Below are 22,046 nucleotides of genomic sequence, written 5' to 3' on the forward strand. Positions count from 1 at the left end.
CCCCAGCGACATTCCGGCCCCACCCGCGTTCACTGCCTGCGGGCCTTGGGGCTTAGGACTCCGTTAGAAGAATCCGAGCTTCTTCTGGGAGTAGCTGACGAGCAGGTTCTTCGTCTGCTGGTAGTGGTCCAGCATCATCTTGTGGGTCTCGCGACCGATGCCCGACTCCTTATAGCCGCCGAAGGTCGCGTGTGCGGGGTAGGCGTGATAGCAGTTCGTCCAGACGCGGCCGGCCTTGATGCCCTTGCCCATGCGGAAGGCCGTGTTGATGTCGCGCGACCACACGCCCGCGCCCAGCCCGTACGGCGTGTCGTTGGCGATGCGCAGGGCCTCCTCCTCCGTCTTGAAGGTCGTGACCGCCAGCACCGGGCCGAAGATCTCCTCGCGGAAGATCCGCATGTCGTTGGTGCCCTTGAAGAGCGTCGGCTCGATGTAGTAGCCGCCCGCCAGATCGCCGCCCAGCTGCGCGCGTCCGCCGCCGATGAGGCACTGCGCGCCTTCCTGCTTGCCGATCTCCAAGTACGACAGGATCTTGTCCAGCTGCATCGACGAGGCCTGCGCGCCCATCATCGTCTCGGTGTCGAGCGGGTTGCCCTGCTTGATCGCCTTCACGCGGTCGATCGCGCGGGCGATGAACTTGTCGTAGATCGATTCATGGATCAGCGCACGCGACGGGCAGGTGCAGACCTCGCCCTGGTTGAATGCGAAGAGCACGAGGCCTTCGATCGCCTTGTCGAACAGGTCGTCGTCCTGCGCGGCGATGTCGGGGAAGAAGACGTTCGGGCTCTTGCCACCGAGTTCCAGCGTCGCAGGGATGAGGTTGGTCGCCGCCGCCTGCGCGATGACGCGGCCCGTCGCCGTGGAGCCGGTGAACGCGATCTTCCCGATGCGCTTGCTCTGCGCCAGCGGCATGCCGGCTTCCTTGCCGTAGCCGTTGACGATGTTGAGCACGCCAGGCGGCAGCAGGTCCGCGACCAGCTCGGCCAGGACCAGGATGCTGACCGGTGTGGACTCGGCCGGCTTGAGCACGACCGCGTTGCCCGCGCCCAGCGCCGGTGCCAGCTTCCAGGCCGCCATCAGGATCGGGAAGTTCCACGGGATGATCTGGCCGACCACGCCCAGCGGCTCGTGGAAGTGGTACGCGATGGTGTTGGCGTCGATCTCGCTGAGCCCGCCTTCCTGCGCCCGCAGGCAGCCGGCGAAGTAGCGGAAGTGGTCGACCGCCAGCGGCAGGTCGGCGTTCAGCGTCTCGCGCATGGGCTTACCGTTGTCGACGGTCTCCGCGTAGGCGAGCAGTTCCAGGTTCTGCTCGATGCGGTCGGCGATGCGCAGCAGCACGTTGGCGCGCTCGGCCGCGGAGGTGGCGCCCCACTTTTCCGCAGCGGCATGCGCGGCGTCCAGCGCGAGTTCGATGTCCGCGGCGGTCGAGCGCGCCGCTTGCGTGAAGACCTGCCCGGTGATGGGCGTGATCACGTCGAAGTACTGGCCGTCGCGCGGCGCCGTCCACTGGCCGCCGATGAAGTTGTCGTAACGCTTCTTGAAGGCCAGCGGTGCGCCGGCCGCGTTGGGCTTGGCGTAGATCATGGTGTTGTCTCCGTGTTGTTGAGGCGAGGGACGCCGAGGACCTCATTGCATGGCCCGTGCCAACGCCGGCTTCGGACGCAAGACCCTGTTTGCCGGGCGGAAAGCCTCTTCCCATCGGCGGCAGAGTTGGTCAGGATCGGTCCACGCTGGACCACACGCCTGGACAGGGGGACAGGTGTTCCGGAATGGAACACGTCGGTGCTGAATCCGGTTCAACCCGGCGGGCATCACCCGCCGAGACGATCGAGAGCCCGCGAAGGGCCGGTGACGTCCACGAAAAATGCCAAGGAGACAACGGCATGGTGAAAACCCCGAGCGGCGCCGCACTGGCGCCGCGACTGCTGCGCGCCGCGCGGCGCGAGCTGCTGAACACCGGCCGGCTCAGCGTCGAGACGCTCGACGAAGGGCTGAGCCGCAGCTGGCTGCGCAGCCGCGATTTCGGCTTGAGCCCCGTCGGGCGACCGCCCGGCGCGCCGCATGCATCGGGCGCGCAGCTCCAACGGGCGTTGGAGCGCCAGCATGAACTGGTCGCCCATGCCCGGCCGGTGATGGAGGACCTTTTCGAACAGACGCGCGACGGCGATGGCCTGGTGATCCTGGCCGACGCGCAGGGGCTGCTGCTGGGGGCGCTCGGCGATGGCCGTTTCGTCGACCGCGCGCAGCGCGTGGCGCTGCGGCCTGGCGCGATCTGGGACGAGCGCTGGCGGGGCACGAACGCGATCGGCACCGCGCTGGCGGAGCAGCGGCCGGTGGCGGTGCTCGGCGGCGAGCATTTCCTGGAGCGCAATGCCTTCCTCAGCTGCACGGCGGCGCCGATCCGCGATCCGCAGGGACGCGTGCTGGGCGTGCTGGACATCTCCGGTGAGCAGCGTGGCTTCCAGCGGCACACGCTGGCGCTGGTGCGCTCAGCGGCGCGGATGGTGGAGCATCGCCTGTTCCAGACGCGCCACGCGGATGGCCTGCGCCTGCAGATCCACGTCCAGCCCGAGGGGCTGGGAACACCGACCGAGGGACTGCTCGCGCTGAGCGAGGACGGCTGGATCCTCGGCTGCAATGCGGCGGCTCAGGCGTGGCTTGGCACGGACGCGGCGAGACCGAGTCCGCTCGAATCGGTGCTGCCGCTGCGGTGGGCCGAATTGATGGACTGGGCGCGACAGGACGGGGAAGGCGCGCGGCTGCTGCATCGCGAGGACGCGCCGCCGCTGTGGCTGCGGCTGGATGCGCCGCGCGGTTGGCGCCGTCCCGCGCCGCCCGTGTCGAACGCAAACACGAGCACGAGCTCGAGCTCGTATTCGACGATCGTCGAAGCGGAGGTCCTGCCGAGCTTGTCGCCCTGCGCGCCGGCGGTGGAAGATGCATTGCAGGCGCTGGATCTCGGCGACGCCGCGATGCACCAGGCGGTGCTCCGCGCGCGACGGGTGCTCGACAAGCCGATCCCGCTGCTGCTGCAAGGCGAGTCGGGCGTCGGCAAGGATCTGTTCGCCCGCGCGGTGCACGACAGCGGCTCGCGCTGCGGACGACCCTACGTGGCGGTGAACTGCGCGGCGCTGCCCGAAACGCTGATCGAGGCGGAGCTCTTCGGCTACCGGCCCGGCGCGTTCACCGGCGCTTCTCGCGAAGGGGCGCAAGGGCGACTGCGCGAGGCGCACGGCGGCACCTTGTTCCTCGACGAGATCGGCGACATGCCCTTGCCACTGCAGGCGCGGCTGCTGCGCGTGTTGCAGGACCGGCTGGTCCAACCGCTGGGCGGCGGACCGTCGGTGCCGGTGGACTTCCAACTGATCGGCGCGAGTCACCGTCCTCTGCGGCCGCTGGTCGCGCAGGGCCTGTTCCGCGAGGACCTGTACTACCGGCTCAACGGCCTGACGCTGAGCCTGCCGCCGCTGCGGGAGCGTCAGGACTTGCCCCTGCTGGTCGAGCGCCTGCTCGCGGCCTTGGAGCCGCGGCGGCGCGTGATGCTCGATCCGCCGCTGGCGCGCGAGCTGTCGGCCTACCGTTGGCCCGGCAATGTGCGCCAGCTGGAGCAGGCGCTGCGCATCGCCTGCGCGCTGATGGAGCCTGGCGAGTCGGTGATCCGCCGCGGACACCTGCCGGACGACCTTGTGGAGGAGCTGGACCAGAACGAACCGATGGCCATCCCGGTCCTCATTCCGATCCAGGCGCGCACGACGGCCTCGACCTCGGCACCGGGCCGATCGGGCCCGTCGTCGCAGAGGACGGCCGCAACGGATTCCGCGCCCGCGATGCTGCGAGACCAATCCCGCGTGCACGCACGACGCGTCCTTGAAGAATGCGAAGGCAATCACTCCGCGGCCGCGCGACGGCTGGGCATCGGGCGCAACACGCTGTACCGGCTGCTCAGGTCGTCCGACGTGTAGAGCAGCGCAGGGCAAAGCGGTATGGGCCCGCGTAGGGCATCGCCTCACGCGCGCATCAGTGATCCACCGAAGCCGCGATGGGGTGAACCCGCCTTTCGGGGTCCTGTGACGCTGCGTATTCTTTCGTTCATGCGGTCCAGGGTTTCTTGGTGGTGGATCCGCAGAGGCGCAAGCCGGACGTCAATGGGTAAGGCGGACATTCGAAAGGATGTCCGCCTTCGTCTTTTGGGGGCCGCCGCCCATGGGCTTCAATGCATCAGATCGCGAATCGCCTTTCCTGCCTCTGCGGAGCCGAGCACCTCGCAGAGGCGGGACTCCAGCGCTCCGAAATCGCTGCAATAGACGCACTCATATTCCAGCGACAGCTCGTAGGGGAGGCCGCCATCCGCGGCTGCGCCGCCACGAGCCAGCACGGTCGTTCGGGAAGGCTCGGCCACCGACCTGACCGTGATCCTGGTCCTGCACGCAAGGTTGTTGTGAAGCTCGCTGAAGGGTTCGTTGTCGGACTGATCGAGATGCAGCTCCACGAGACCGCCGGTTTCATGCCGGATCGCACTGTTGATCGCCTCGAACAGGCGAGCGATCTTGTGGCGCTCGTCGTCCGCCTGCGCCGCCCGGTTGAGTCCGCGTCGGATCACTTGGGAAAAGTTATGCATTGAAATCGCTCTGTTCTGGGTGGCTGCTCCACTGCGGAATTTCGCGGGGAGGGCAGTCACTCTATGGGGGCCGGACTCGCCACGCCAGCGACGGAGCGCTCTCGGATTGGTGGACTTTCAAGCGGCACTGCCGCTCATAAACTAGCGCACCCACCGAAACCTGCGGTGGACACTCTCAACTGCGCTCCATGAAGCTCTACGAGACGCTCGCCGACGACATCGAACGCCAGATCCGCGGCGGCGTCTTCCGCCACGGCGACCGCCTCCAGTCCGTGCGCGAGACCAGCAAGCAGCGCCAGCTCAGCGTCACCACCGTCATCCGAGCCTACGTGCTGCTCGAGAGCCGCGGACTCATCGTCAGCAAGCCGCAGTCCGGCTACTACGTGCAACTCAAGCCGGGCGACGCGGAGGTCGACGCGCCGTCAACGCCTCAGCCGATCGCCGTCTCGTCCTCGGTCGACGTCAGCCGGCTCGTGCTGTCGACGCTGCGCTCGATCGCCGCGCATGACGCGGTGCCGCTCGGCTCGCCTTATCCGGACACCGGCAGCTTCCCCTTCGAGAAGCTCAACCGCTACGCCTTCGCCGCCGGGCAAGACCCGGCGCTGCGCACGCTCAAGGACGCGCTGCCGCCCGGCCATCCGCTGCTGATCCGACAGATCGCGCGGCGCTACCTCGACAAGGGGCAGGCCGTCGATCCGGCCGAGATCCTCATCACGATGGGCGCGACCGAGGCGCTCAACCTCTGCCTGCAGGCCGTGGCGAAACCCGGCGACGTGATCGCCGTGGAGACGCCGACCTTCTACGCGATGCTCCACGCCATCGAGCGGCTGGGGATGCGCGCGCTGGAGATCCCCACCGACCCGGTGCTCGGCCTGGATGTGGACGCGCTGGCGGCGATCGCCGCGGCGCAGCCGATCGCCGCCTGCATGGTGATGCCGAACTTCCAGAACCCGCTCGGCTTCCAGATGCCGGACGAGCGCAAGCGCGCGCTGGTCGCGCTCGCGACGCGGCTGGACATGCCGCTGATCGAGAACGGCGTCTACAACGAGCTCTACTACGGCGCCGTGCCGCCGAGCACGCTCAAGGCCTACGACACGCGCGGACTGGTCCTGCACTGCGGCACGTTCTCGAAGACGCTGGCGTCGAACTTCCGCATCGGCTGGGCGCTGCCGGGCCGCTACCGCGACGAGGTCGAGAAGCTGAAGTTCCTCAACACGCTGACGACGCCGCCGCTGCCGCAGGTCGCCATCGCGCGCTTCCTCGAACGCGACGGCTACGAGGCGCACCTGCGCCGCCTGCGCAAGGCCTTCGCGCAGCAGGCCAACTTGATGCGCGCGATCGTGCTGCGCTTCTTTCCCGCAGGCACGCGCGTCTCGACGCCCGTCGGCGGCTACGTGCTCTGGGTGGAGATGCCGCCAGCCATCGACGGGCTGCGGCTCTACGAGCTGGCGCTCGAACGCGGCATCACGATCGGCCCCGGCTACATGTTCTCGGTGAGCAACAGCTACCGGCACTTCATCCGCTTGAACTACAGCACGCCGTGGTCGAAGGACATCGAGCAGGCGGTGATCACCGTCGGCAAGCTCGCAGCAACCTGCGCACGACAGGAGTGCTGAGCCGCCGGGCCCGGCGGTAGGCCGCCTTGACATGCCCGCAGGCCAGGCATGTCGCGCAGCTCTGACAGACGTGTCGGTCAGGTCAACTGGAAGGCCTCGGTCGGCGTGACCCGCTCCGGCATCGCGCGCCCGCTCAGCGCCAGCACCGAACGCTCGATGCCCCGCGCCATCGCATCGAGCGCCAGCGCGTTGGGCGCCAGGCCGAAGGGCTCGGCGACCTCGTTGGCCACCGCCTCCAGCGCGATCAGCGTGTAGGAGAGGAACACGCACAGCAGCGGCGTGAAGAACTCGGTCGCATCCACCAGGCCGAAAGGCAGCAGGAAGCAGTAGGTGTAGACCGTGCGATGCAGCAGCACGCCGTAGGCGAAGGGGATGGGCGTCGACGCGATCCGCTCGCTGCCGCCGATCGCCTTGCCGATCTCGGTGAGCTGCGTGTCCAGCGTCCAGAAGCGCGCGTCGGTGAGGTGGCCTTCGTCCTGCAGCGCGCAAAGCCGCTCGCGCACCGCGTGCAGCGCCGCGCTGGAGGCCTGCGGATCGCGCCGCAGCTGGAAGGCCTCGCGACGGCCGACCAGGCGCACCAGGTCCTCCTCGGGGTCCGTTCCGCGCAGCTCGTGCTTCAGCGCGTAGACCGCCGCCAGCAGGCGATCGGTCGCCGGCTGTGCCATTGCCTTGTCGGGCAGGTAGCAGAGCAGCTCCGACACCAGCGCGCGCGAGGCGATCAGCAAGTTGCCCCAGAGGTGTCGCGCCTCGTTGAAGCGCTCGTAGCTCGCGTTGTTGCGGAAGCCCAGGAAGATCGCCAGTGTCAGTCCGAACGGCGTCATCAGCGTCGCGTTCAGCGGGATCTTCTCGCCGAAGACCTGGCCGTGCGTCGCCACGGCCAGCACGCTCACCGCCGCCATGAATCCCAGCTGCGGCAGGATGGACGGCAGTACCGAGCCGTGCCACACGAACAGCAGCCGGAACCAGCTCTGCTTGGGTCGGATGATCATCGCGGGGCTCTGTTCAAGCCGCCGACGCGGCGGACATCGCCGGCGCTGCGGACGTCGCGGGCGTCATGGCGGCCAGCACCGTCGCCGTCCTCACCAGCCGCACCGGGATCGATTTGTACGACGGTGTGCCGCTGTCCTGGTCGATGTAGTCCAGCGGTGCCAGCACGTTGGCCTCGGGGTAGTAGGCGGCGACCGAGCCGCGCGCGATCTCGTACTCGATCACCGTGATGCCGGGCAGCCGCAGCGAGCGGCCCTCCGCGACGGTCTCGATGTCGACGACGTCGCCGTGTTCCAGGCCCTGCGCGGCGAGATCGTCCGGGTGCATGAAGAGCACGTCGCGCCGGCCGAAGACGCCACGGTAGCGGTCGTCCAGGCCGTAGACCGTCGTGTTGTACTGGTCGTGGCTGCGGATCGTGACCAGGCGCAGCGCGTGCTCGGCCCAGGGCTCGTAGCGCTCGCGCACGCCGCGGAAGACCGAGAACATCGCCTTCCCGGTCGGCGTCGGCCAGCGGCGCTCGGTCGGCGGCAGCGGCATGCGGAAGCCGCCGGGCGTGCGGATGCGGGCGTTGTAGTCGTCGAAGCCGGGGATGGTCCGCTCGATCAGGTCGCGGATGCGGTCGTAGTCTTCGATCAGCGCGTGCCACGCGACCTTGCTGTGCGGCAGCGTCGCGCGCGCCATGCCCGCGACGATCGCCGGCTCCGAGCGCAGTTGCGCCGACGCCGGCCGCAACCGTCCCGCCGATGCGTGCACCATCGACATCGAGTCCTCGACCGTGATCGACTGTGGGCCGCCCGCCTGCAGGTCGAGCTCGGTGCGGCCGATCACCGGCAGCAGGAAGGTCTCCTTGCCGACGAGCAGGTGCGAGCGGTTCAGCTTGGTGCCGAGGTGCACGCTCAGGGCCAGCGACTTCATCGCCGGGAAGCAGCGCGCCGGGTCGGGCAGCGCGACGGCGAAGTTGCCGCCGAGGCAGATCAGCGCCTTCGCGTTGCCCGTCTCCATGGCCTGCATCGCCTTCACCGCATCGTGGCCGTGCGCCTTCGGCGGGGTGAAGCCGAAGACGTCCTCGAGCCGATCGAGGAAGTCCTCGGACGGCTTCTCGGTGATGCCGACGGTGCGATTGCCCTGCACGTTGGAATGTCCGCGCAACGGGCAGATCCCGGCGCCGGGCTTGCCGATGTTGCCGCGCATCAGCAGCAGGTCCGCGATCAGCCGCACGTTGGCGGTGCCGGTGTTGTGCTGCGTCACGCCCATGCCGTAGGTGACGATCGTCGCCTTCGACTTCGCGTAGGCCTGCGCCACCGCTTCCAGGTCGGCGCGGCGCAGGCCGGACTCGTCCTCGATCTCGGCCCAGGACGTCGCGTACAGGTCCTCGACCAGCGCATCGAAGCCGCTCGTGTGCTCGGCGATGAAGTCGCGGTCCAGGATGCCAGCGCCCTTGCCGGCCCAGGCGTCCAGCGCGAGCAGCGCCTTCATGATCCCCTTCAGCGCGGCCGCGTCGCCGCCGGCCTTCACCTGCAGGTAGGTCGACGCGATGTCGGTCGAGCGGTAGGTCGCCATCTCGACGACGTCCTGCGGATCGGCGAAGCGCTCCAGCGCGCGCTCGCGCAGCGGGTTCAGCACGATGATGGGCACGCCGCGGCGGGCGCACTCGTGCAGCGTGCCCATCATCCGCGGGTGGTTGGTGCCGGGGTTGTGGCCGATCGACAGGATCAGCTCCGTCGACTCGAAGTCCGCCAGCGACACCGTGCCCTTGCCGATGCCGATGGACCTCGGCAGGCCGACGCTGGTGGCCTCGTGGCACAGGTTGGAGCAGTCGGGGAAGTTGTTGGTGCCGTACTCGCGGGCGAAGAGCTGGAAGAGGTAGGCGGCCTCGTTGGACGCGCGGCCGGAGGTGTAGAACTCGACGCGGTCCGGGGAGTCCATGCCGCGCAGCACCTCGCCGATGCGCGCGAAGGCGGCGTCCCATTCGACGGGGCGGAAAGTGTCCGTGGCCGCGTCATAGGCCATCGGGTGCGTCAGGCGGCCGAAGTTCTCGAGCTCGTGGTCGGACAGCGCCAGCAGCGACGACACCGTGTGCCGCGCGAAGAAGTCCGGCGTCACGCGCTTGCTGGTGGCCTCCCAGGTGACGGCCTTGGCGCCGTTCTCGCAGAACTGGAAGGTGGACTTGTGCTCCTTGTCCGGCCAGGCGCAGCCGGGGCAGTCGAAGCCGGCGGGCTGGTTGGTGCGCATCAGGACGATGGGCGCCTCGACGATCTCCATCTGCTGGCGCACCGCCTGCGCCGTGGCGCGCAGCGCGCCCCAACCGCCGGCGGGTCCGTCGTAGCGACGGACACCGGGCACTTCGCGGCGGGGGCGGGGGGGCATCTTGCTCATCGGGGACTCCAGGGATTCCAGGCGGTTGCGCACTCCGGCCTCCATGGTGAAGAGCGGGACCACCCGGTGGGGCATGCAGTTCGGACCGGCGGAAAGGAGCACAGTTCGCGAGCATCGCGTGGCGCGGCGGCCACGGAATGCCGGTCCGATGTCGTCCGACATCGGGGGAATACCGATGAAATGGGGCCTTCCGGGCCTCGAACCCCTATGTTGTCGGGCGCGTCGGCCCGTCAATCGGCGTAGCCTTCAGGCCGTCGGCAAGGGAAGCCGGCAAGTGATGTCGGCAGGGAACGAGGGCCAGGGATGGCCAGGAGGCGGCCTCATGGATGACTCCGCGCAAGACTCCGCACAACGACCCACCTCGGCGGCGGCGGCCGCGATGCTGGGCCAGATGAAGCGGGCGGTCTTCGACGGCTCGCGCATCGCCGTGATCCAGCGCGACCTCGACAACAACGTGCTCTACGCCAATGCTGCGGCGCTGGTGATGAGCGGCGTCGAACACGTCGACCAGCTGCGCCTGGACCAGCTCTTCGCCGGCGAGGCCGGCCGGGTGCTCGACGAGGAGACGCGCGGGCGCCGCAACCGCGAGCTGGGCGCCTACCGCGTCACCCTGACCTGCCAGGACGATCCGGAACGGCAGGTCGCCGTCGAGGTCACGGGCCTGCCGCTGATGGACGAGCGCGGCACGGTGGTCGGATCGCTCGGCTTCTTCCGCAGCCTGCAGCACCAGGTATTGACCGACCAGGTGCGCGAACTGACGCTGAGCCACGCCGGCCGTCCGGACCTGCTGCCGCTGGTGGCTGAGGCCTTGCGCCGCGAGCTGCCGTTCGACCTGATGCTGGTGTCGCGCGTCGTCGAGGACGACAGCGCCTGGGAGTCGGAGATCGTCTTCAACCACCCGCCGTTCCGGCAGGACGTGCCGACGGCCTGGTACGAGCTGAATGCTGCGCAGCGTGCCTTCATGGAGAGTCAGGACGGCGGCGTCCACGACTTCGAGACGGTGATGGGCGAGCCGCCGTGGTCGGACATGGCCGACGAGCCGATCAGCCGCCAGATGCACGCCATGGACCTGAAGTCCAGCATGTGGCGCCGCATCACGCGCGGGGAGGGCGAGGACGAGCGGACCGTCGCGATCATGACGCTGCTCAGCCGCGAGCGCGGCGCCTACGACGAGCAGCACCTGGCGCTGTTCAACCAGCTGCCGCTGGTCGAGGCGGTGCTGTGCAGCCTGGACCACGCGGAGCGCGTGCGCGACCGCCGGCAGCTGAAGATGTTCCGCGAGCTCAACCGCTGCGTCGACATCCAGGGCGCCTGCCGCTGCCTGTCCGATGCGCTGGTCGAGATCTTCGACTGGCAGCACGTCTCGCTGTTCCGGATCGACAGCGCGCGGGACGCGATCGTGCGCGTGGCCTCGGCCCGCCGCGGTGATGACGGGCTCGCCGTGGACACCGGCGTGTCCTGGGGCGACTACGCGCAGGGCATCTGCCAGGGCATCCTCGGCCGGGTCGTGCGGACGATGCAGCCGCAGAAGATCCCCGACGTGACGCGCGACGCCGAGTATGTCAAGACGCCGGACGGCGAGCCCATCCGTTCGGAACTGGCCGTGCCGATCGTTTTCTCGGAAGGCGAGCGGGTGCGCTTCATCGTCAATGTCGACGATCCGCGGGTGAGCGCGTTCTCGCGGGAGCACGTGCGGCAGCTGGCCGACATCGCGCAGGAAGTGGCCGGTGCGATGGAGCGCATCAGCGACCTGACGCTGATGACGGAGTGCGTCAACAACGTCTCCGACCCGATCATCGCGACCGACGCCAAGCTGCGGATCCGCCGCGTCAATCCTGCGGCGGAGGCGCTGTTCGGCGCCGGGCGCAAGGCGCTGGAAGGGCGCAGCCTGCTGGACCTGTTCCAGAACCCGGAGCCGCTGGCGGCCCTGCTCGACGGCACCGAGGCCGGCGACCGCATCGGAGAGATGCGTGTGTGCCGCCTGGGCGCCGCCATCGATGAGGCGCCCGATGCGGCACCCGACATGGCGCCCAACACAGCGCCCATCGCCATGTCCGATGCAGCGGCGTCCGGCGCCGATGCCGGCGGGCAACCGGTCTTCATCACGCGGCGCGACTTCCCGGGCAAGCTGGGCGGTCACGTCTTCATCGCGCGTGACCTGCGGCCGATCCGGCGCTCGGTGCAGCTGGAGTTCCTCGAGGAGACCGCCTACGAACTGGCCGTCGAGACGCAAGCCCCGCTGGGCATGGCGATGTCGTGCCTGGAGGATCAGCTCGAAGCCGCGTTCCGCTCGGACGCGGCCCGGGAGCAGACGCGCGGCCGCGAGCTGCAGACCGTGCTCCGGCAACTCGGGCGCGTGAAGCACGCGTTCACGCGACTGGCCATGTACAACCGCGAGGCCCGCGTCGCGTCGCGTGTCGCGAGCACGATCCGGCTCGACTGCGAGATCGATGCGCTGCTCGCCAGCCTGGCGGCGTCGGAGCGGCGCAAGGTCGTGTTCGAGACCGCGGCGCGCAAGGTGGAGGTCGAAGCCGACCACATGCAGATGCACATCGTCGTGGAGAGCCTGCTGTCGGTGCTGCTGCGCGCGGCGCCGGAGACGGCGATGGTGCGGTTGACGCTGGTGCCGGACGAGGACTTCGTCTTCCTGCGGCTGCGCGGCCGGCTGCCGCCGGCGCGGCGCCATGGCGAGCGCTTCTCCGCGCCCGAGGCGGCGCAGGCGGACCTGCGCCTGGCCAATCCGCTGCTCGGCAAGCTGATGAAGAACCAGGGCGGCGCGCTCAAGGCCGGCGTGCTGCCGGACGGCGACACCGAATTCGTGCTGAGCTTCCTGCGCAGGAGGGCCCATGGCTGACATCCTGCTCGTGCTCAGCCCGCAGCAGCAGGGCAGCCTCGGCCCGCAGATCAAGAAGCAGCTGCGGCAGCTGGGCCGTCACACGATCCAGGAAGAGACCAACCGCGAGACCGGGCTGGAGCTGCTGACCGGTCAGCCCTTCGACTACATCATCGTCGGCAGCCAGCTGGCCGACGACGCGGGCGCGGTCGTCGCCGAGGACGGCGGCCTGGCGTTCTGCCGCGAGGTCCGCGTGCTCGGCAACACGCCGATGATGCTGCTGGCGCCGGCCATGACCACCGAGCTGAACATGGCCTGCATCCGCCTGCGCGTGACGCTGCATGCGGATCCGGCGTCGGCGGGCAGCTTCGCGCTCGAACTGCTCGGATTGGAATCGCCCGGCGCGGACGCCGACGCGAGTGGCACCGGCGGCGGCGCCGGGAACGGCGCGCTGGCAGGTCGCAGCGGACGGGCTCGCATCACGGCGCCGAATCCGTGTCTCGACATCCGTGTCTCCGCCATCGCGGACAACTGGCGCTTCGAAATGCACGGCATCGACTTCCAGTTCCAGGGCGCGGGGCCGCTGACGGTGAGCAAGTCGGCGCGGCTCGACTGGCAGGCCCAGTACATGCATGAACCGGACTGGTACAAGGAGTTCTCCCGCATCGGCAAGAGCATCCGCATCGCCCTGTGCGAGGACCAGGAGAGCTTCCGCCTGCAGCGCGAGAACGCGCGGCTCAAGGCCTTCCAGCAGCTCGGCGACGCCGGCAAGGACGTGACGGACCGCATCACCTTCGAGGTGTCGGAGGACTGCTATCCGCTGCTGCTGGAAGCCATGTTCGAGCCCTCGCAGGAAGTGCCCTGGCTGGCGAAGGCGGCGTCGATGTCGCGGCGGCTCGCGGCCTCGAAGGAGAGCCAGAGCAGCCTGTTCGCCGGCCCGGTGGCGGCCCGCCGCGCGCTGCTGATCTGCGCCGACACGCACGGCACGGCCTACGACGACCAGCTCAAGGGCGGCGCGCTGCAACTGGCGCCGCTGACGGCGGTGCGTCGCGAATGCTCGCGCGTGAAGAAGTTGCTGACGCGGCCCGATCCGCGCAGCGGCCAGCCGCTCTTCCACGAGCGCAACGTCACCGTCATCGGCCTCGACGGCCCGCTCAGCCGCGAGAGCCTCGTGGCCGCGCTCGGCGACGGCGGCTGGGACCTGATCCATTTCGCCGGCCACACCTGCTTCCAGCCGGCCGGTGCGCGGCAGCTGGGCGGCACCGGGTTCCTGTTCGTCGGCCCGAAGGAAGAGCCGGAGTGCGTCGACTTCGGCGACATCCTGAGCTATCTGCGTGACACGCGCTTCGTCTACCTGAGCAGCTGCGAGAGTGGCAACTCCGGTTTCGCGACGCTGGCCGCCGAGGCCGGCATCCATGCCGTGCTCGGCTACCGCTGCCGGGTCAACGACCGGACCGCGGCGGTGCAGGCGCTGCTCTTCTACCGGATGCTGCAGCGCAGCCGCTCGCTGGACGCCGCCTTCGGCCACGCGCGGCGGCGCCTCTACCGCCGCTACGAAGGGCAGGACAACGCGTGGGCCTCGGCGATGCTGGTCACGTCGGGAGCCCTGTCATGAGGTCGAGCGAGAGACCCGCCGCCGCGTCCGCCGGATAGATCGCCTCATGGCCGTGCGCGGCGCGCAGGGCAGGCGCGTCCCACGGCGCCGTGCGCGCCGAGCGGTAGTTGAAGAGCAGCCGCGCGCCCGGCACGTGCCTCACGACGGTGTGGATCGCCTCGTCGTCGGGGTGGTTGAAGATGCTGCCGTCGGTCGAAACCAGCCAGGTCTTGCAGTCGATGCGGCTGAGGAAGTCCTCGCTCAGGTTGGCGGCGGACCCGTGATGCGCCATCTTCACGGCGTCGAGCCGCAGGCGCGGCTCGCCCGCGGCGCCGGCCAGGCGTCGCAACGCGGCGGTCAGCGTCGGCGCATGCGCGTCGCCGAGCAGCGCGATGCGCCGGCCCTGGTACTCGGCGATCACGGCGATGCTGGAGCCGTTGGCCACGGCGTTGTCGATCGGGCCGAGCGCCAGTGCCGCGGAGGACAGCATCTCCTCGGGTTTCGGGCGCCGGCGCAGTCCGCCGGAGCGGAATGCCGCGCGACCTTCGAGGCGCGCGCTCAGCGCGGCGTCATCGGTGGCGTCCAACTCGGCGCGCTCCAGCGCGCGATCCCACGCCGCGCGCAGCTTCTCGAGTTTCTCCAGCGTCGGCGACAGCAGCGTGAGGCGCAGACCGCCGGGCAACTCGCGCACCGGCAACGGACCGATCGCCGGCACGAAGATCGGCGCGCCCTGGAAGGCCGCATTCCATTGACGGTCCTCGATGCGGACACTGATCATCGCGCCCTGCAGCGCGCTGCGTTGAGCGTTGACAGCGGCGGCAGCCTGGCCGCCCGTCTCACCGGTCGCGCCCATCGCGCTGGTGGCGCCGGGCCGCGGCGGCGGCGGTTCCTTCAGCGGTTGCGCGATGTGAGGCCAGCCGTTGAACCAGATGTCGCGGAAGGTGGCCAGTTCGCGGTGGTTCAGCAGCTTGAGACACCCTTCGATGTGATCGCCGTCGACGTGCGTGATGACGAGCAGTTCCAGCTCACGCTGATCGGCAGGGAGGGCGGCCAGCCGATGCGACAGCGCGCCGTACGCGCCGATCGGACCGCCGTCGATCAGCACGCGATGCGGACGCGAGGCGTCGCCGTACTCGAGCAGGAGGCAGTCGCCGTGGCGTGCCGGGAGCAGTTCGATGCGGAAGATGTCGGCCATCGCGCGGCGTTCGTTGGCGGCTTGCGTCGAGCAAGGTCCGTGGATCGGCGTCAGTGGAGTGGCGTCAGGGGGCGCGTCGAAGATTCGATCTCAGTTCAGCGCATGCTTCGGATAGGGCCAGGCCGGTGTCTGATGCCGCACGGCCACGTGCGGCGAGCGCGACCTCACCGCCGCATCGCTGACGGCGTAGCCCCAGTTGATCAGCTCGCATTGCTCCTGCTCCTTGAAGCGGTCCAGCCGCGTGCGGATCGCCGCGAGGTCGGCGACGCGTGCCGGGTCGACGGGCAGCGCCGCCTCCTCGGTCGCCGGGTAGTCGGCGATCCCGGTGTCGATGGCCCAGAACGCGCCCTTCGCGTCGCCGCGGGCGTAGGCGGCGATCAGCATGCGCTTGCGCAGCGCCAGCGCCTGGTTCAGGCCGATGTCCATCGTGCGCATGAGCTGTCGCGGCGCCATCGTGCCGATGCCGGCGTCGATGTCGAAGGGCTTGCCGGCGTCGCTGACCAGCACCGTCTCGTAGCGGCCCCAGACCGTCTCCAGGCCCAGGTTGTCGTAGACGCCCCCATCGGCCAGCATCAGCCGGCGCCGATAGTCGATCTGGTCGTAGAGATCGGCGCCTTCGACCCGCGTGAAGTCCTCGGGTCGCACGTCCAGCTCGATGGGCGCGAGCACCGGCGGGAAGGCGCTGGAGCAGGCGACCGCCGTCGCCACGTCGAAGCGCGGCTTCGGGATCAGGCCGATGCGGTAGTCCCCGGCGTAGGGCTTGGAGAAGCGGAAGCTGACGCCGGTCGCGTAATTGGTCGCGTTGAACACGAAGCGCGGTTCATCCGGCAGCGACTGCAAGGAGGCGTCGAGACCCAGGCGCTTGCGGTACTCGTCGGCGACGGCCTCTCCCGCGGAGCGGAACGGGTTGAACGCGCCCGACAGCACCGAGGCGACATCGATGTTGCGTGAGCAGAACTCGCGCAGCGGCGCGGCGACCTCGGCCTCGAAATGCGCGGAGCGGCCGTCGTCGCCGAACGCCAGCCGCGGCCAGCGCACCGCCAGCAAGCCCGAGGCGATCGAGCCGCCCGACACGCTGGAGATGCGGGCCAGCTTGCCCAGCACACCGAGCTCGTTGAGCCGCCACATCACCCCGACGTGGAACAGCACGGCGCGGAAGCCACCGCCCGAGAGTGCCAGCGCGATGCCGCTGGTGCGCGCGTCATGGTCGAAGGGCATGGCGGTCTCCCGCTGTGTGGAGCGTTGAGCCTAGGCCTCGTGGCGGCGGGCCGCAATCTGCCAAGTTGGGGGTGACGGCCCGGATGCCGCATGGACACGGGACATGCGAGGGGACACGTCAACGGCGCGGGCGGGACCGGATCGCCCTGACGAAGATTTCAAACTTGTAATGTGGCTGTGCGTTTCGCGTGGGAGCCCGGTTTCTACAGTTCATTCCAAGCAGTCGGTACCAGCCGCTGCGGACCTTCCCGGATCTCCCCGGGTCTCCCCGATAACCAGGACGCCCATGGCGGCGCTCCCTCCACGCGAAAGAGCCTCATGAACCGCAAGACCTTCCTCGGCCAGCTGATGGCCACCGCCTTCTTCGCCACCGTGTCCATCGGTGCCGCGCATGCCGACACCGATGCCGCGCCGTCCGCGCCGCAGTCGACACCGGTCTCGGCCAAGTCCGCGCCGGTCGCCGTCCACAACGTCGTGCTGGTGCACGGCCTGTACGCCGACGGCTCCAGCTGGGGCAAGGTGATCCCGCTGCTGCAGGCCAAGGGCCTGCACGTGACCTCGGTGCAGAACCCGCTGACCAGCCTGCAGGACGACGCCGACGCCGTGAAGCGCGCGCTGGCGCAGCAGGACGGTCCGACGCTGCTCGTCGGCCACTCGTACGCCGGCATGGTGATCACCGAGGCCGGCGCCGATCCCAAGGTCAGCGGCCTGGTCTACATCGCGGCGCGCGCGCCGGACGCCGGCGAGGACTATCCCGCGCTGACCCGCAAGTTCCCGACCGCGCCCGCCGCCGCCGGCCTGAAGTGGAACGGCGACTGGGGCAGCCTGTCGCAGGACGCCTTCCTGAAGGACTTCGCCGGTGACCTGCCCGCCAGCGAAGCGCTCAGCTACTTCGCCGTGCAGCAGCCCTTCGCGCGCGCCGTGGCCAGCGGCAAGACGACGGTCGCCGCGTGGCGCGTGAAGCCGAGCTGGTATGCCGTGTCGACGCAGGACCGCACCATCAACCCGGACCTGCAGCGCTTCATGGCGCAGCGCATGGGCGCCGCGACGATCGAGCTGAACGCCAGCCACGTCTCGCTGCTGTCGCAGCCGCAGGCGGTCGCCGACCTGATCGTCAAGGCCGCTCAGGGCCAGCGCTGACTTGCTGCCGATAATCCGCGACGTGACGTCCGTGCCGCCACAGGGCATGGCGCCCGGCGGCGGCGTCCAAGGAGCAGAGATGCGTGTCCTCGTCGTCGAAGATGAACCGAAGCTCGCGGGCTACCTCCGCAAGGGGCTGACGGAGAACGGCTACGTCGTCGATGTGGCCGCCGACGGCATCGACGGCCGCCACCTGGCGCTGAACGGCGAGTACGACCTGATCGTGCTCGACGTGATGCTGCCGGGCATCGACGGCTTCAGCGTGCTGAAGGCGATCAAGGCGGAGAAGGACGTGGCGGTGCTGATGCTGACCGCGCGCGATGGCGTCGAGGACCGCGTGCATGGCTTGCAGGAAGGCGCCGACGACTACCTCGTCAAGCCCTTCGCCTTCTCGGAGCTGCTCGCGCGGCTGACCGCGCTGCGGCGCCGCGGCGTGCGATCGGGATCGGGCGCGGGAACAGGCACGGGCGGCGCATCGGAGACGATGCTGACGCTCGGCGACCTGCAGCTCGACCTCGCGCGGCGCAAGGCCTTCCGCGGCGGGCAGTCCATCGATCTGACCAACAAGGAGTTCCTGCTGCTCGCTCTCTTGATGCGGCGTCGCGGCGAGGTGCTCTCGCGCACCGTGCTCGCGGAGCAGGTCTGGGACATGAACTTCGACAGCGACACCAACGTCGTCGACGTCGCGGTGCGGCGCCTGCGCGCGAAGGTCGACGATCCGTTCGAGATCAAGATGCTGCGCACCGTGCGCGGCATGGGCTACGTGCTGGAGGCGCCCGCGTCATGAGAAAGCCGGTCAAGCCGATCCTGTCGACGAAGGGGTCCCGATGAGCGTGAGCCGGCTCGGATCGATCTCGGCGCGGCTGGTGCTGATGCTGGCGCTGGTGGCGGTGGTGGTGTTCTCCGCCGCCGGCTTCCTGCTGCACAAGGCGCTGGAGCAGGTCCTGATCGCCGACGAGCGTGCCGACCTGCTCGGCAAGACGGAGGTGGTGAAGCACTTCATCGGCGAAGCGCGCTCGATGGACGACCTGCCGATGCTGCGCCGCCATCTGGCGGCGACCAGCGTCGGCGGGCGCTTCCGCTGGAACGTGTGGCTGGTCGGGCGGGACGGCGCGCTGCTGTACGGCGCGGAGCCGATGCCGCCGTCGGTGCAGCGCGACGGCGACAAGGTCTGGCTGCGTCGGCAGGACGGCGTCGAGCTGCGCGGCGCGCATTTCCTGCTGCCGGATCACGCGGTCTTCCCCGACGCGCAGGTGCTCATCGGCATGGACCCGCGGCCGCGCCAGCAGATGCTGGCGACCTACGACGACGCGGGGCTGATGGTCGGCCTGGCCGGGGTGCTGTGCACGATCGCGCTGGCGTGGCTCGCGACGCGGCGCGGCTTGCGTGCGCTGTCGGCGCTGTCGCGCGAGGCGGAGGTGATCCAGCCCGGCGCGCTGTCGCGCCGGCTCACGCTGCCCGAGGACAGCGCCGAGCTGATGCCACTCGCGCAGCGCTTCAACGAGGTGCTGTCGCGGATGGAGGAGGCCTGGCACCAGCTCGAGGGCTTCAACGCCAATGTGGCGCATGAGTTGCGCACGCCGCTGGCGATCATGATCAACGGCGCGGAGGTGGTGCTGTCGCGGGACCGGCCGGAGGCCGAGATGCGCGACGTGCTGGAGTCCCATCTGGAGGAACTGCGCGGCATGGCGTCGATGATCAACGACATGCTGTTCCTCGCGCGCGCCGACCAGGGCGACGCGGCGGCCGACCTCGTCGAGCTGTCGCTGCGCGACGAGGCGCTGGGCGTTGGCGAGTTCGTCGAAATCCTGCTCGACGAGAAGCACCAGCGCCTGGCGGTCGAGGGCGACCATCGGCTGCCGGTCAACCGCGCGCTGCTGCGTCGCGCGCTCGTCAATCTTCTGACCAACGCCTCGCGGCACGCGCCGGAAGGCGCGACGCTGACGGTGCGGATCGAGCGTGTGCCGGAGGGTCAGGACTTGCGCGACGGCAGCAACGGCGGCGGCGTCAAGGGCGGCGGGGACGATGTCGACGGCGCGAAGGTCATCGTCGTCAACCCCGGCGACCCGATCCCCGACGAGATCCGCCGGCGCATGTTCGACCGCTTCTGGCGCGGCGAATCGTCGCGCTCGAAGGCGGGAGACCGCTTCGGCCTCGGTCTGGCCATCGTGCGCGCGGTGGCCCGCATGCACGGGGGCGAGACCTTCGTCGATTCGTCGGACGGCAAGACGGAGATCGGGTTCACCTTGGTCAGGCGGCCGCCTGCTCGCTGAACTGCGTGTAGCCTTCCGCGCCGCCGCCGAAGTACGCGGACTGCGGCGCCTCGAACAGCGGCAGGTTGCCCTTCAGGCGCTCGACGAGATCCGGGTTCCCGATGAAGGGCTTGCCGAAGGCGACCATGTCGGCGTGGCCGGACGAGGTCGCCTTCAGCGCGCGCTGGCGGTCGTAGCCGTTGTTGGCGATGTAGGCGCCACCGAAGGCGTAGCGCAGCGCCTCGACATCGAAGGCGTCGGCACCGTTGCCGGCATGCAGCTGACCTTCCACCACATGCAGATAGGCCAGTCCTCGCTCACCGAGCTTGCGGGCCAGATAGCCGTGCGTCTCGGCCGGCGTGCTGTCGACCGGCGTGTCGCCGATGGCGGTGGAGAGCGGCGACAGGCGCAGGCCGACGCGGTCGGCCCCCCAGACCTCGGTCACGGCGTCGACCACCTCCAGCACGAAGCGGGCGCGGTTCTCGATCGAGCCGCCGTACTGGTCGGTGCGGCGGTTGGTGCTGTCGCGCAGGAACTGTTCCAGCAGGTAGCCGTTGGCGGCGTGGATCTCGACGCCGTCGAAGCCCGCGAGCTTCGCGTTGACGGCGGCGCGGCGGTAGTCCTCGACCAGACCGGGGAGCTCGGACAGGGCCAGCGCGCGCGGTGCCGACGGCGGCTCGAAACCGGCCTCGGTGAAGACGACCGTGCCCGCCTGCAGGGCGGACGGAGCGACCGGCGCGGCGCCGTCCTGCTGCAGGCTCACATGCGACATGCGGCCGACGTGCCACAGCTGCAGGACGATCTTGCCGCCTTCGGCATGGACGGCGTCGGTGACGCGCTTCCAGGCCTCGACCTGTTCGGGCGTGTAGATGCCCGGCGTCCAGGCGTAGCCGCGGCCCTGGCGGGAGATGTTGGTGGCCTCGGCGACGATCAGGCCGGCGGAGGCGCGCTGGCGGTAGTACTCGACGGCGAGCGGCGACGGCACGCCGTCCGAGCTGGCGCGGGAGCGGGTCAGCGGCGCCATCGCGACGCGGTTGCGGACCTCGATCGCACCGATGCGGCCGGGGGCGAAGAGGGGTTGATCGAGGGGGGCGGTGTGAGCGGACATGACGGTTCCTTCCAGGGAGTTCAGGGCGTTGATTCGGGGACAAGGTGAGCCGTCTGTTTCCTGTGGATCCGTGTCGGCGGCTCGATGACAGGACGAAGTCTGGTCATTGCCGTCGCATTCATCCAATTTATCCGTTGAACAACAGATATGCCTCGGGCAACATGGCTGGATGCGATACGACCTGAACCTGCTGCCGGTCTTCCTGGCGGTGATGGAGGAGCGCAGCGTGACCCGCGCGGCGCAGCGGCTGGGCATCACGCAGCCGGCGCTGTCCAACGCGCTGACGCGGCTGCGGGCGATGCTGATGGATCCGCTCTTCATCCGCGAGCGCTACGGCATGCAGCCGACGCAGAAGGCGGAGGAACTCGCGCCGGTGATCGCCGCCGCGCTGGCGAGCCTGGACACGGCGATCCTCGGCCAGCGGGAGTTCGACCCGGCGAAGTCGACGCAACTGGTGACGCTGGCGCCCAACAGCTATGTCGAGCTGGTGCTGGTGCCGGCGATCGTCGCTCGGCTGCGGGAGCGGGCGCCGAACATGACGGTGCGGCTGACGCCCTACGGCACGGACCTGGCGGAGACGGGCGTGGTCTCCGGCTCGACCGCGATGGTGCTGGGACGCGTCGTGGAGCCGCCGGACAACCTCGTGGTGCAGAAGGTGATGGACGACGGTCTGGCCTGCATCGTGCGGCGCGGGCATCCGACGGTGGACCGGAAGATGACGCGCAAGCAGTACGAGCAACTCAAGCACGTGAACGTGCTGCCGCCGGGCCGGCTGCGCGTGGGGCTGTTCCAGGCGCTGGAGAAGCAGGGGTTGAAGCGCGACGTCGCGGTGTCGGTGACGCACTTCCTGGCGGTGCCGGAGGTGGTCGCGGTGACCGACTACTGCGCGACGCTGCCGGCGCAGATCTGCCGCAAGCTGGCCTCAGACAAGCGCCTGAAGGTGCTGCCGTCGCCAGTGGATCTGGGGACCTTCCCGGTGGAGATCGCGTGGCATGTGAGATACCGGGACGATCCGGCGCACCGGTGGTTGCGGGCGCTGGTGGCGGAAGTGGCGGCCGAAGTAGAAGCGCAAGGTGAGGGGACCTCGGCGAAGCAGGCCTGAGGCGCAG

15 protein-coding genes are annotated in these 22,046 nt (G+C 69.6%); 8 read left to right on the plus strand and 7 right to left on the minus strand.

The window, feature by feature from the left end:
- Window positions 1-63: 63 nt before the first annotated feature.
- Window positions 64-1,584: an aldehyde dehydrogenase gene (adh, locus tag AC07OZ_RS11635; protein ID WP_495467280.1), complete on the minus strand. Its 1,521-nt coding sequence runs from the start codon at window positions 1,582-1,584 to the stop codon at window positions 64-66.
- Between the two features lie 299 nt (window positions 1,585-1,883).
- Between adh and AC07OZ_RS11640 the strand changes: the two genes are divergently transcribed.
- On the plus strand, window positions 1,884-3,962 hold the full coding sequence (locus AC07OZ_RS11640; RefSeq protein WP_495467281.1) for a sigma-54-dependent Fis family transcriptional regulator: 2,079 nt from the start codon (window positions 1,884-1,886) through the stop codon (window positions 3,960-3,962).
- A gap of 248 nt (window positions 3,963-4,210) precedes the next feature.
- Here the strand turns inward: AC07OZ_RS11640 and AC07OZ_RS11645 are convergent, their stop codons facing one another.
- Window positions 4,211-4,618, minus strand: a complete 408-nt coding sequence (locus tag AC07OZ_RS11645) for a hypothetical protein (protein WP_495467282.1) — start codon at window positions 4,616-4,618, stop codon at window positions 4,211-4,213.
- 188 nt (window positions 4,619-4,806) lie between these two features.
- Here AC07OZ_RS11645 and AC07OZ_RS11650 point away from each other — a divergent pair, with 188 nt between their 5' ends.
- Window positions 4,807-6,234, plus strand: a complete 1,428-nt coding sequence (locus AC07OZ_RS11650; RefSeq protein ID WP_495467283.1) for an aminotransferase-like domain-containing protein — start codon at window positions 4,807-4,809, stop codon at window positions 6,232-6,234.
- Window positions 6,235-6,311: 77 nt separating this feature from the next.
- On the opposite strand, the gene AC07OZ_RS11655 is transcribed toward AC07OZ_RS11650, so the two are convergent.
- Window positions 6,312-7,223, minus strand: coding sequence for a bestrophin family protein (locus tag AC07OZ_RS11655; RefSeq protein WP_495467284.1), 912 nt, complete (start codon window positions 7,221-7,223; stop codon window positions 6,312-6,314).
- A 13-nt stretch (window positions 7,224-7,236) separates the two neighbouring features.
- Complete coding sequence (locus AC07OZ_RS11660; protein ID WP_495467376.1) at window positions 7,237-9,588, minus strand: FdhF/YdeP family oxidoreductase; 2,352 nt, start codon at window positions 9,586-9,588, stop codon at window positions 7,237-7,239.
- Window positions 9,589-9,919: 331 nt separating this feature from the next.
- Here AC07OZ_RS11660 and AC07OZ_RS11665 point away from each other — a divergent pair, with 331 nt between their 5' ends.
- Window positions 9,920-12,451: a PAS domain-containing protein gene (locus AC07OZ_RS11665; RefSeq protein ID WP_495467285.1), complete on the plus strand. Its 2,532-nt coding sequence runs from the start codon at window positions 9,920-9,922 to the stop codon at window positions 12,449-12,451.
- The gene (locus tag AC07OZ_RS11670) at window positions 12,444-14,045 is read left to right on the plus strand and encodes a CHAT domain-containing protein (RefSeq protein ID WP_495467286.1); all 1,602 of its coding nucleotides are present in this window, start codon (window positions 12,444-12,446) and stop codon (window positions 14,043-14,045) included. Before AC07OZ_RS11665 ends, AC07OZ_RS11670 begins: the two co-directional genes overlap by 8 nt.
- Here AC07OZ_RS11670 and AC07OZ_RS11675 read toward each other — a convergent pair.
- Together AC07OZ_RS11675 and AC07OZ_RS11680 are read right to left on the minus strand one after the other, a co-directional pair.
- Window positions 14,023-15,219: a ComEC/Rec2 family competence protein gene (locus AC07OZ_RS11675; RefSeq protein WP_495467287.1), complete on the minus strand. Its 1,197-nt coding sequence runs from the start codon at window positions 15,217-15,219 to the stop codon at window positions 14,023-14,025. The two genes, AC07OZ_RS11670 and AC07OZ_RS11675, sit on opposite strands and share 23 nt — an antisense overlap.
- A 90-nt stretch (window positions 15,220-15,309) precedes the next feature.
- Window positions 15,310-16,437, minus strand: a complete 1,128-nt coding sequence (locus AC07OZ_RS11680; RefSeq protein WP_495467288.1) for a patatin-like phospholipase family protein — start codon at window positions 16,435-16,437, stop codon at window positions 15,310-15,312.
- Window positions 16,438-16,755: 318 nt separating this feature from the next.
- On the opposite strand from AC07OZ_RS11680, the gene AC07OZ_RS11685 reads away from it, so the two are divergent.
- The 3 genes from AC07OZ_RS11685 (at window position 16,756) to AC07OZ_RS11695 (ending at window position 19,850) form a co-directional block, all read left to right on the plus strand.
- The gene (locus tag AC07OZ_RS11685; RefSeq protein WP_495467289.1) at window positions 16,756-17,577 is read left to right on the plus strand and encodes an alpha/beta fold hydrolase; all 822 of its coding nucleotides are present in this window, start codon (window positions 16,756-16,758) and stop codon (window positions 17,575-17,577) included.
- Window positions 17,578-17,656: 79 nt separating this feature from the next.
- The gene (locus tag AC07OZ_RS11690) at window positions 17,657-18,364 is read left to right on the plus strand and encodes a heavy metal response regulator transcription factor (RefSeq protein WP_495467290.1); all 708 of its coding nucleotides are present in this window, start codon (window positions 17,657-17,659) and stop codon (window positions 18,362-18,364) included.
- A gap of 40 nt (window positions 18,365-18,404) precedes the next feature.
- On the plus strand, window positions 18,405-19,850 hold the full coding sequence (locus tag AC07OZ_RS11695) for a heavy metal sensor histidine kinase (RefSeq protein WP_495467291.1): 1,446 nt from the start codon (window positions 18,405-18,407) through the stop codon (window positions 19,848-19,850).
- On the opposite strand, the gene AC07OZ_RS11700 is transcribed toward AC07OZ_RS11695, so the two are convergent.
- The gene (locus AC07OZ_RS11700) at window positions 19,828-20,937 is read right to left on the minus strand and encodes an alkene reductase (RefSeq protein ID WP_495467292.1); all 1,110 of its coding nucleotides are present in this window, start codon (window positions 20,935-20,937) and stop codon (window positions 19,828-19,830) included. The genes AC07OZ_RS11695 and AC07OZ_RS11700 overlap by 23 nt on opposite strands.
- Before the next feature lie 169 nt (window positions 20,938-21,106).
- On the opposite strand from AC07OZ_RS11700, the gene AC07OZ_RS11705 reads away from it, so the two are divergent.
- Window positions 21,107-22,039 carry a LysR family transcriptional regulator gene (locus AC07OZ_RS11705; protein ID WP_495467293.1) on the plus strand — a complete coding sequence of 311 codons (933 nt, stop codon included), beginning with the start codon at window positions 21,107-21,109 and terminating at the stop codon, window positions 22,037-22,039.
- Window positions 22,040-22,046: the final 7 nt, after the last annotated feature.

It is taken from the genome of Roseateles sp. GW821-FHT09G03 (assembly GCF_059416045.1).

Excerpts from the sequence above, each read along its gene's own strand:
- adh (WP_495467280.1), bottom strand. The coding sequence starts at position 1,584 with ATGATCTACGCCAAGCCCAACGCGGCCGGCGCACCGCTGGCCTTCAAG.
- AC07OZ_RS11640 (WP_495467281.1), top strand. The coding sequence starts at position 1,884 with ATGGTGAAAACCCCGAGCGGCGCCGCACTGGCGCCGCGACTGCTGCGC.
- AC07OZ_RS11645 (WP_495467282.1), bottom strand. The coding sequence starts at position 4,618 with ATGCATAACTTTTCCCAAGTGATCCGACGCGGACTCAACCGGGCGGCG.
- AC07OZ_RS11650 (WP_495467283.1), top strand. The coding sequence starts at position 4,807 with ATGAAGCTCTACGAGACGCTCGCCGACGACATCGAACGCCAGATCCGC.
- AC07OZ_RS11655 (WP_495467284.1), bottom strand. The coding sequence starts at position 7,223 with ATGATCATCCGACCCAAGCAGAGCTGGTTCCGGCTGCTGTTCGTGTGG.
- AC07OZ_RS11660 (WP_495467376.1), bottom strand. The coding sequence starts at position 9,588 with ATGCCCCCCCGCCCCCGCCGCGAAGTGCCCGGTGTCCGTCGCTACGAC.
- AC07OZ_RS11665 (WP_495467285.1), top strand. The coding sequence starts at position 9,920 with ATGGATGACTCCGCGCAAGACTCCGCACAACGACCCACCTCGGCGGCG.
- AC07OZ_RS11670 (WP_495467286.1), top strand. The coding sequence starts at position 12,444 with ATGGCTGACATCCTGCTCGTGCTCAGCCCGCAGCAGCAGGGCAGCCTC.
- AC07OZ_RS11675 (WP_495467287.1), bottom strand. The coding sequence starts at position 15,219 with ATGGCCGACATCTTCCGCATCGAACTGCTCCCGGCACGCCACGGCGAC.
- AC07OZ_RS11680 (WP_495467288.1), bottom strand. The coding sequence starts at position 16,437 with ATGCCCTTCGACCATGACGCGCGCACCAGCGGCATCGCGCTGGCACTC.
- AC07OZ_RS11685 (WP_495467289.1), top strand. The coding sequence starts at position 16,756 with ATGAACCGCAAGACCTTCCTCGGCCAGCTGATGGCCACCGCCTTCTTC.
- AC07OZ_RS11690 (WP_495467290.1), top strand. The coding sequence starts at position 17,657 with ATGCGTGTCCTCGTCGTCGAAGATGAACCGAAGCTCGCGGGCTACCTC.
- AC07OZ_RS11695 (WP_495467291.1), top strand. The coding sequence starts at position 18,405 with ATGAGCGTGAGCCGGCTCGGATCGATCTCGGCGCGGCTGGTGCTGATG.
- AC07OZ_RS11700 (WP_495467292.1), bottom strand. The coding sequence starts at position 20,937 with ATGTCCGCTCACACCGCCCCCCTCGATCAACCCCTCTTCGCCCCCGGC.
- AC07OZ_RS11705 (WP_495467293.1), top strand. The coding sequence starts at position 21,107 with ATGCGATACGACCTGAACCTGCTGCCGGTCTTCCTGGCGGTGATGGAG.